At 70.9% G+C, this 7,921-nt stretch carries 5 protein-coding genes; 1 reads left to right on the forward strand and 4 read right to left on the reverse strand.

Annotated elements, in window-relative coordinates; genetic code table 11:
- The 4 genes from CM1CMNOD_RS14230 to CM1CMNOD_RS14245 form a co-directional block, all read right to left on the reverse strand.
- A partial coding sequence (locus CM1CMNOD_RS14230) for a DUF6531 domain-containing protein (RefSeq protein WP_131774025.1) occupies positions 1-4,299 on the reverse strand: 4,299 nt, incomplete at its 3' end.
- Between the two features lie 214 nt (positions 4,300-4,513).
- Complete coding sequence (locus CM1CMNOD_RS14235; protein ID WP_013874299.1) at positions 4,514-4,810, reverse strand: WXG100 family type VII secretion target; 297 nt, start codon at positions 4,808-4,810, stop codon at positions 4,514-4,516.
- A 73-nt stretch (positions 4,811-4,883) separates the two neighbouring features.
- Entirely contained in the window at positions 4,884-5,534 is a 651-nt protein-coding gene (locus CM1CMNOD_RS14240) for a hypothetical protein (RefSeq protein WP_013874300.1), read from the reverse strand.
- Positions 5,534-5,881, reverse strand: coding sequence for a hypothetical protein (locus tag CM1CMNOD_RS14245; RefSeq protein ID WP_043603743.1), 348 nt, complete (start codon positions 5,879-5,881; stop codon positions 5,534-5,536). Before CM1CMNOD_RS14245 ends, CM1CMNOD_RS14240 begins: the two co-directional genes overlap by 1 nt.
- Positions 5,882-6,304: 423 nt before the next feature.
- Here CM1CMNOD_RS14245 and CM1CMNOD_RS14250 point away from each other — a divergent pair.
- The coding region (locus CM1CMNOD_RS14250; RefSeq protein WP_165490478.1) for a serine/threonine-protein kinase at positions 6,305-7,921 on the forward strand (1,617 nt) is incomplete at its 3' end.

Here is a 7,921-nt window from a genome sequence, read left to right on the forward strand (position 1 = left end):
GGTGTGGGGGTTGGGGGCGGGGGCCAGGCCGAGCGGGTCGTTGGAGTCGTAGCGGGCGGTTTCGGGGTCGTAGTAGCGGAAGTAGTTGTAGTGGGCGCCGGTTTCCTGGTCGTGGTACTGGCCGGGGAAGCGTAGCGGGCAGTCGACGGCGCCGTCGGCGGGCTGTGGGCTGGCGCCCCAGAGGGTGGTTCGGTTGCGCCAGGCGAGGTTGCCGTCCGGGCCGATCAGCTCGGTGGGGGTGCCGACGAGATCGGTGACGATGGCGTGGAACCGGGCGTCGAACCATGCCTGGTCCGCGCCGTCGGATGGGCGGCGTTCGGACTGGGTGAGAGGGCGGAAGCTACCGGGCTCCCAGTCCCAGGTGGTGATACGGCCCGTCGGGTCGCCCGCGGTGACGTGGCTCTGCTCGGCGAGTACGGCGCCGTCCCAGGTGAAGTCGACCCGCTCGGCCACCCCACCAGCATCACCGGTGCCGCTGTCGGCGGCACGCTGCTTGGCGATACGCCGGCCGAACGGGTCGTACAGGTAGCGCCAGCGCTGGCTGTCGGGGGTGGTCACGGCGGTCAGGCGGTCGTCGGCGTCCCAGGTGTAACGCCAGGTACGCGGCTTCGCCGACAGTCGCTTGTGCTGGCGCAGGGTCACCCGTCCCTGGCCGTCGTGCTCGTAACGGACGCTACCCGCGCGGCGGATCAGTGTGCCGGTGTACTCACGTCCGCCCTGCGCGGCCTCGTGCTCCCCGTCGCGCCCGTCGCGCTGTGTGGGCACCGGCCAGGACGCGTCGGTGATGTTGCCCGCGGTGTCGTAGGCGTAGCGCTCGGACCAGTTCGCCCCGTGGACGGCGGTGACCCGCCGAGCCGGGTCGAGGTCGAACCGGCGCAGGCCGGCGAGCATGTCGTCGATCTCGGTGACGTAGCCGTCCGGACTGTAGCTGTAGTCGCGGCGCTGGAGCAGCCGTGCCTGTCGCGCGGTCCCCGGCCCGCCCGCGGTCACGGTCTGCGACAACAGTTGGTCGTTGACGTCCCAGGCCTGCGCCAGCACGACACCGGTGTCCAGGCTGCGCCGTACCTCCCGGCCGGCTTCGTCGTGGGTGAAACGCAGGGTCCGACCGGCGATGCGCAGGGACAGCGGCAGGTCGTTCGGGCCGTACTCCCAGACGCTGGCCGCCCCGGACGGGGTCACCCTCCGTACCCGCCGGCCGAGCACGTCATAGGCCGAGGTGAGCGTACGGCCGTTGCAGGTCTCGGCCAGCACGCGGCCGAGGGCGTCCCGCTGGAACACGCAGTCGGCGTCGGGGTTCGTCGCCCGTGTCACCCGTCCCGCCGCGTCGTAGGTGAACGTCGTCACACCGCTCGCGCTGTGCTTCTCGATCACGTTACCGAGCGGGTCGCGGGTGAAGCGCACGGTCTGCCCGGCGCCGTTGGTGCGTTCGACGAGCTGGCCGGCGGCGTCATACCCGTAGGCCAGCGCCCGCCCGTTGAAGTCGGTCTCCCGGGCGAGGTTCCCCGCCGGATCGTAGTCGTACCGCCAGACCAGGCCCTGCGGGTTGGTGACCGCGACCAGCCGCAGCTCGGTGTCGTAGGAGAACTCCAGCCGCGCCCCGTCCGGGCCGGTCCGCGCCGCCGGCAGGTCGAAATGCGTGACCTCGGTGCGGGTCACCAGCCCGGCCGCGTCCACGTGCTCGACGAGATTGCCCTCCCCGTCGTAGGTCCAGCGTTCGGTGGCCCCGTCCGGCCGGGTGTGCCAGGCCAGCCTGCCTTCGACCGTCCAGCCGAACCGGGCCATCTCACCGATCGGGCCGGTCACCGCGACCACTCGGCCGAAGGCGTCCCGCTCGTAGGCGGTGACCGCGCCGAGCGGGTCGGTCACCGCGACGGGCAGGCCGGCGGCGTCGGTCTCGACCCGCCGGGTGTGCCCGAGCGCGTCGGTGACGGCCGTGAGCCGGCCGCGGTCGTCGTAGGCGAGCAGCGTCCGGGCACCGGCCGGGTCGACCACGGCGGTCAGGTTGCCGCGGTCGTCGTAGGAGCGTTCCCAGCGGTCGCCGTCCGGTTCCACGAGGGTCACCGGCAGCCGCAGATCGTTCCACCGCGCGGTTGTTCGACCACCATCCGGCCTGGCGATCTCCGCCAGGTTGCCGGCGGCGTCGTAGGTGCAGCGGACGGTACGGCCCAGCGGGTCGGTCTCGGTGAGCTTGCGGTCGTACCTGTCCCAGGTGTAACGGCTGATGTTGCCGAGCGGGTCGGTGACCGACTCGACCTGCAGCGCCTCGTTGCGATGGTAGATCGTCGCGTGGCCCAGCGAGTCGACGACGGTGGTCGTGCGCCGCTCGGTGTCGTACCGTAGCTGGCCGGTCAGGCAGCCGCCGCTGCCCACCGTGGCCACACACCGGCCGGAGGCGTCGTAGGCATACCGGTATTCGGTGGCGTTGCGGTCCGTCCAGCGCACTATGCGACCGTCGTCGTCGTAGTCGTAGTGCAGCGGCTGGCCCGAGGAGTTGACGACCTCGGCAAGGTCACCGGCCTCGGTGTAGCCGAACCGCACCAGCACGGTCGCGGACCCGTCGGGATCGTTGCCGCCGGGATCGTTGCCGCCGGGGTCGTTGCCGCCGTCACCGAGCAGGGCCAGCGCGACGACCCGGTGTCGCCAGGTGTCCACCCGGATCCGGTAACCGCCGGAATGGGCGATCTCGACGGGAGCGTCATCCCCGTCGTAAACGAAATCAATGCGGTTGCCGTTGCGGTCGGTCAACGCGCTCAGCGGCCACTGGACGGGTCCGCCGGCCGCCCGCTGCCCACCGGACGGTCGCGGCTCGCCGGCTGCCCCGTGCGGCGGGGTGAGCGGGGTGAGCGGGGTGAAATGCCAGGTCCGCCCCTGCCACGGATCGCTGATCGCGTATGTCCCGTCCGCGCCGCGGGTCAGGGGCCAGCGCGGCCCCTCCACCGGCAGCACCGGCCCGTCGGCGTCCGAGACCGCCGCGTACACCAGGGTCATGCCGTCCGCGGTGGCGAAATAGACCCCGTTGTCGTCCACCTCGATCCGCTGGTCGAGGGTGGACGCCCACGAACGGCCGAACCAGCTGCCCAGCCGATAGGAGGAGACGTGCGTCCGGGACAGCGGCAACGGCAGCACGCCGGGCAGCTCCGCGTCGGTCTGGGTCAGCACCATGTCACCGGTCGCGACGTCGATCGGGTCCAGCCGGACCAGGCGCTTGACGGCCTCGACCCCGTTCGCCCGCGGGTTGGAAAGCCCCCACCTGGCTACCGACATCATGTTGCGCCCACGGGTGGCCAGCGCCGTGCCGGCGCCGCGCAGCGCGGCGCCGACGAGCTTCACCCCTTGGCCGTGCGTGACCCCACGCGCCAGACCAGCGGCGGCACGTGCCAGCCCGGCGGCACTGGTAACGCCCCGCGCGCCCGGGATGAGACCAAGGGCGTCCAGACCGAGCTGGCCCAACGACGCCTGGCCACGCGCGTACTTCGCCAGCGTGCTGGCAAAGACGGTGGCGCCGGCCACCAGGGCGATGCCGACGAGCGCGAGCCCGATCGGCCCGGAGACGAACAACGCGACCACACCGGCGACCATGGCGACGTCACGACACAGCTCCACGAAGCTGTCCCAGGACCGGAACGGCGCGGACACGGCGTTCCACACCTTCTCGTACCACGGCTTGTTCTTGATCCCGCTGCCGGCCAGCGCGTCCTCGATCTCGCGGGCGCAGGTGTGCGCCGCGTTCCCGCGCAACTCGGCGGCGTCGTCGGCCAGCCGCCGGGCCCGCAGCCGGTCGGCGCTGGCCACCTGCCCCTGCTGCGCGGCCGCCCGCACCTGCGCGGCAAGATCGGGGGACTCCCAGCCCACCGTCGCGGAACTGATCGAGCCGTCGCTGAGCTCGGCCCGCGGCCACAACGCCACCTCCCGGTCGGGCGGCAGCAGCGTCCGGACCTGACGCAACGCCGCCTGGTAGCGGCCGTGAGCGTCCAGGCCCTGCCGCAGCGCGCCACCCGCGCGTGTCTTCGCCTCGGTCAGAGTCGTCGCATAGGTGGACAGCGCATCGCCGCAGCCGTGGTAGGCACGGGCGAGCTTGGCCAGCTCGTCGGGCAGTTCGGCGAGCGCCTCGGTGAACCGGGGGGCGTAGTCACCGGCCATCCGCAGATCACCGCCGTTGGCCGCGATCGCACGCAGGCGGGTGGTGGAGCTCTCGGCTCGCTCGGCCTGCTCCCGTAGCCGGGTGGCCAGGGCCCGCACCGCTTCTGGGTCGCCCGGGGTCGGATCACCGTCCAGCTCCAGGACGTCCCAGTCACTCACCGCTGTTCTCCTTCACTCACCTACCGACAGTAGTAATCATGGCTGTATGCGGGCCGAGCGGATCTCACGTCCGCGCCCTGCGCGGCGGCCTGCCGAACACGGGCCTGCCGGTGATCCCCGGAGCCGGCCGCCCGGCCGTCGGATGGCCGCGGGGCAGGCCGCCCGACGGCCGGTCATCCGGGGCCGATCATCCGAGGCGGGTCACAGCCGTGGGTCAGCCGCCCGTGGACTGGCTGAGCACGGAATCGAGCTGCTGGTGCTCTGTGACCGCCTTGTTGAGGAAAGCGCTCATGCCCTCCAGCCCGGCAATGGCGTTTCTTGTACCGGTGTTCCACTGGTCGTAGGACTGCTGGAACTTCCCGGACGCCTGGTCGGTGATGAAACCGCTGCTTACCAGGCTGTCAATCAGGCTTTTGAGCTGGGCCAGCTGAGACTCCATCTCGTGCTGACCACCCGTGAGCCTGGACGCGGCGTTCTGCAGCGCTCCGTAGTCGACGTGGACGTTGGCCATGGCGTGCTCCCTTTCTTCAGACGGATCCGGGCGACCGACGGAACCGCTCCGGAACTGCTGGGACGAACGTGAACTACTGGGAAGAACTCGTGGTGAACAACTGGTCCGGACGATCCCGCGACCAGGCCAGCGTGTCGCTGATGGCGTCGAACAGGTCGAACAGGTCGTCGGCGATGTCGACGTGTGGACTGCTCAGAACGACGTTGAGCACCCCGCGGTCGCCGGGCACCGGGACGAGCGTCTGCATGACAACGCTGTCGATCGGCACCCCGTCCGGCTCGGCCCGCTCGACCCCGCGAACACGCACGGCCCGGCCGGCCGGTATCTCGACAATCGTCACGGTGCGCCATGGGAATCCCCGGTCCGTCGGTGCCACGGCGGTAACATGCCCCGCGATCGCGTCCACCGTGTTGTCCACGGCATTCGGCGCGCCATCGGTATGGAACACCATCACGCTCGCCACCAGGCCGCCGGAACCTTCCACCGGATCGGCCGCCGCCGCGCAGTAGACGGCTCCCTGCCGCTCGGCCCGCTCGGCGACCTCCCGCAGCAGCCTGAGCAGCGCCGACCGCTGCTGCCGCAGCTGCGGAATGTGCGCGACACGGGCGTCGACGAGCCGTGCGAGATCACCGGTCCGGGTGGCCCGCCACACGTCGAACTCGAACCAGGACCGGGGAACCCGGAGCGTGAACCACGACGGGACACCGGTGGCCGCCACGCCCATCACATGCCACCCGCAGCCACCGGCGAGGCGGACAGCACGGCGGCAGGAACCTCGGGTGAAGCCGACTCCAACGCACCGGCCAGAGCGGAATCCACCTCGGACGCTCCCTCGGCCAGCCCGCGCAGCAGGCCGGATGCCCGCTCCAACAACGTGTCCATCGACTCACGGCTGTCGGATGAATGACTCACGAAATGGTCCAGTGCAGTCTCCACCTCCCGCGAGCCGGTCACACCGTGTAGACCGTCGAAGGCGGCACCAAGAGAGGCAAGAGTGCTACGAATATCGGCCAGGTCGCTGGAGACCTGGCGGGCGACATCGGGATCGCACCCGAAGACACTCGCCATCATGTCACCACCCTTACTCCGGCTACACACGCCCACCATGACCTGGCTGGCTGGCGTCTTCGGTGTCTCTCAGCAGACATGGCCTCAGCAGACATGGCCTCAGCAGACATGGCCGGCGACGGCGAAGCCGCCGTCCGAAGAGACACCTGAAAGGCTAGACAGCACCCTACCAAGAAGCAATAAGGACAGTCTGTAACGACCAAAGGCTGTGCGATCACAGATCTTTTCACGTGGCCGGTGGCCGCGGAGCCACTGGAAAAACAACCCATGTGTGTCACGTCCCCGCGGCACTCCCTCGCGTACGTCGCCGAAGCGCGTCACGGCTTACCATATCCAACGGGAGGCATACGCCGCGGCGGACGGATTCGTGCGAAACATACCGGGGGCGATGTGGGGAAGACTCGGGAGAGCCAGGATGCGGCGCGGGTGCCGCCGGGCCCGGCCATCGAGGGGTACCGGGATTTCCGCCGGGTCGCGATCGGCGGGTTCAGCACCGTCTACACCGCCTACCAGGAACGTTTCGCGCGAACGGTAGCCGTGAAGGTCCTGAGCGCCGACGTCGGGGACGCGGCCGCGCTGCGCCGGTTCACCCGCGAGTGCCAGGCGTCCGGCCGCCTGTCCCACCTCCCCGAGATCATTACCGTGTACGACGCGGGCGCCACCACCGACGACCAGCCGTTCATCGCGATGCAGTACTTCCCACGGGGATCGCTGGTCGACCGGATGCGCGACAACAACCAGCCGAACCAGCCGAACCGGCTGTCGGCGCCGGAAACCGTCGGGGTAGGTGTGTCCGTCGCCCGGGCACTGGCCGCGGCGCACCGCGCCGACATCACCCATCGTGACATCAAGCCGGGGAATCTCCTGGTCTCCGACGAGGGCGGGGCAGTACTGAGCGATTTCGGGGTGGCGAGCTTCGGGGTGGCGAGCTTCGGAGTGGCGGGTATCGGGGCGGCAGGTATCGCGGCCGGCCCGGAGAAGTCGGTCAGCCTCGAGGCCTACACGCCGGCCCACTGCGCTCCGGAGGTCCTTGACGGACAGCGGTACTCGCCGGCCGCCGACGTCTACGCCTTCGGTTCGACCCTGTACACCCTGCTTGCCGGCACGGCCCCGTTCGCGCCCCGCGCCGGCGACGGACCGGCGACGGTCATGCGTCGCATCCTCGCCGGCGACGCCGCCGAACTCGACCAGGCTGTTCCAGAGCCGCTGCGGGCGCTGATCGGGCACATGATGTCGGTCGATCCGCGGCAACGGCCGAGCGTGGCCAGTCTTGTCGAGAAGTTCGACGCGCTACGGGACGCCCTGGGAGCCGAGCCGGTGGCCCGGCTGGGGGCAGCCGGGGATGATCTCGCGGCCGTCCCACCGTCATCGGACGAGCCGAAGGCCCACGACCCGAAAACAGGCACCGGTTCCGGGGCAGCCGCCGCCGACGTCTCCCGCCTGGAAGCCACCCGCCGCCGGTCCCGCGTCGTCTCCGCCGGGAACTCGCCGCGGCCGACCCCGGCCGGTACCGACAGTGCGGACGGCGCCGGCTCGCCATCCGCGGCTCCCGGGCCCCGCGAGCCGCTGGATACCCCGACCAGGCTGCGGCCGCGCGGTGTCCCGCCGCTGTCCGGCGACAGGAATTCCGCTCGTCGACGGCGCCGAAACGTGTGGACGGCCGCCGCGGCCGCCGTCGCGACCATTCTCGTGATCGTTGGAACACTGACTGTCACACTCCGGGGGAAATCCGGCCCGGCCGAGGTACGGGCGGACAACCTCCCCATCCCGTCGGGCGCCGCGCCGTCGGCACCCGACGGGACCGGTCCCTCCGACCACCAGACACTGATCATCGCTACAACCATCCCAACGCAGGCTGGCTTCGGCCCCGAACCCGTGACCGGGCCCGCGGCCGGACCCGCGGCAGGGCCTGTGGCCGGACCCACGGCAGGGCCCGTGGAGGCGGTACCGGCAAACCCGGATTCGGCACGGCAGCCGACATCGCCCGCCGTGCCGACAGCACCGGCTCCCAGAGAGCCGACAAACCCACCACCCCGGACAGGC

It is taken from the genome of Protofrankia symbiont of Coriaria myrtifolia (assembly GCF_900634755.1).
GTDB lineage: Bacteria > Actinomycetota > Actinomycetes > Frankiales > Frankiaceae > Protofrankia > Protofrankia coriariae.

Excerpts from the sequence above, each read along its gene's own strand:
- CM1CMNOD_RS14235 (WP_013874299.1), bottom strand. The coding sequence starts at position 4,810 with ATGGCCAACGTCCACGTCGACTACGGAGCGCTGCAGAACGCCGCGTCC.
- CM1CMNOD_RS14240 (WP_013874300.1), bottom strand. The coding sequence starts at position 5,534 with ATGGGCGTGGCGGCCACCGGTGTCCCGTCGTGGTTCACGCTCCGGGTT.
- CM1CMNOD_RS14245 (WP_043603743.1), bottom strand. The coding sequence starts at position 5,881 with ATGATGGCGAGTGTCTTCGGGTGCGATCCCGATGTCGCCCGCCAGGTC.